At 69.9% G+C, this 1,742-nt stretch carries 1 protein-coding gene; it reads left to right on the top strand.

Annotation, left to right across the window (positions count from 1 at the left end; all coding sequences use genetic code 11):
- Positions 1-50 precede the first annotated feature (50 nt).
- The coding region (locus C7C56_RS14095; RefSeq protein WP_146204481.1) for a PHP domain-containing protein at positions 51-1,742 on the top strand (1,692 nt) is incomplete at its 3' end.

Genomic DNA, 1,742 nt, shown 5'->3' with positions numbered 1-1,742 from the left:
ACTGGAGCTAAATGGATACCCCTTGTTTTTGTACAGTAGTTTATTGCCCCATGTCACACACCTTGCCCCCGTCCAGCCTGCCGCAGGCGCCGGGCCCGGAGCGCCAGCCCGCGGGCTTTCCCGCCGGCCTGCCCGACTACGCCGAGCTGTTCTGCCTGTCCAACTTCACCTTCCTGCAGGGCGCCTCGCACGCCGAGGAGCTCGTCGCGCGCGCCGTCCAGCTGGGCTACTCGGCGCTCGCGATCACCGACGAGTGCTCGCTGGCCGGCGTGGTGCGCGCCCATGCCGAGGCCAAAAAGGCGAACCTGCCGCTGCTGGTCGGCGCCCATTTCCACCTGCGCCAGGCCGACGGCCGGGTGGCGCTGTCGCTGATCGCGCTGGCCCGCAACCGCAACGGCTACGGCAACCTGTCCGAACTGATCACGCTGGGGCGCACCCGCAGCGAAAAGGGCACCTATTTGCTGCACCCGGCCGACATCGCCGACCCCGCGCCCGAGTTCGCCCACCTCAAGGGCCTGCCCGACTGCCTGGCGATCCTGCTGCCGGCCTACCCCGGGCACGACGCGGCCGACCTCGACCGGCTGCACGCGCAGGCGGCCTGGATGTCGGCCCATTTCGGGGGGCGCGCCTGGATCGGCCTGACGCTGCTGCACCGCGCCTTCGACGACGCCCATCGCGCCACCATCGAGGAGGTCGCCTGGCAGCACAAGCTGCCCGTGACCGCGCTCGGCCACGTGTGCATGCACGTGCGCTCGCGCAAGCCGCTGCAGGACACCCTGAGCGCGATCCGGCTCGGCAAGCCGGTCGCCGAGTGCGGCTACGGCCTGGCCCAGAACGCCGAGCAGCACCTGCGCGCGCGCCTGCGCCTGGCCAACATCCACAGCCCCGAGGCGCTCGCCGAGACGGTGCGCATCGCCCGCCTGTGCACCTTCTCGCTCGACGAGTTGCGCTACGAATACCCCGACGAGCTGGTGCCGCCCGGACAGACCGCGGTCGGCTACCTGCGCGCCGAAACCTATATCGGCGCGCACCACCGGTTCCCGGAGGGCATCCCGGCCAAGGTGCAGGCGCAGATCGAGCACGAGCTCGGACTGATCGGCGAGCTGCGCTACGAGCCGTATTTTTTGACCGTCTACGACATCGTGCGCTTCGCCCGCTCGCAGGGCATCCTGTGCCAGGGGCGCGGCTCGGCGGCCAACTCGGCCGTGTGCTATTGCCTGGGCGTGACCGAGGTCGACCCGGCGCGCGGCAACCTGCTGTTCGAACGCTTCATCTCCAAGGAGCGCAACGAGCCGCCCGACATCGACGTCGACTTCGAGCACCAGCGGCGCGAGGAGGTGATTCAGTACATCTACAACAAGTACGGGCGCGCCCGCGCCGCGCTGGCCGCCGTGGTCATCAGCTACCGGCCCAAGAGCGCGCTGCGCGACAGCGGGCGCGCGCTCGGCATCGACCTCGCTCTGGTCGAGAAGGTGAGCAAGACGCACCACTGGTTCGACAGCAAGAGCGACCTGCTCAAGCGCCTCGCCGAGAGCGGGCTCGACCCCGAATCGGCGCCGGCCCGGCAGTGGGCCGCGCTGGCCCAGCTCCTGCTCGGCTTTCCGCGCCACCTGTCGCAGCATCCGGGCGGCTTCGTGATCGCCAAGGGCAAGCTGTCGCGCCTGGTGCCGATCGAGAACGCCGCCATGCCCGAGCGCAGCGTGATCCAGTGGGACAAGAACGACCTCGAGGAGCTCGGCCTG

Origin of the sequence: Massilia glaciei (genome assembly GCF_003011895.2) — a bacterium.
Classification (GTDB): domain Bacteria; phylum Pseudomonadota; class Gammaproteobacteria; order Burkholderiales; family Burkholderiaceae_D; genus Telluria_A; species Telluria_A glaciei.
Note: the sequence above shows the minus strand (reverse complement) of the source record. Positions and strands in the feature narration are given on the sequence as shown.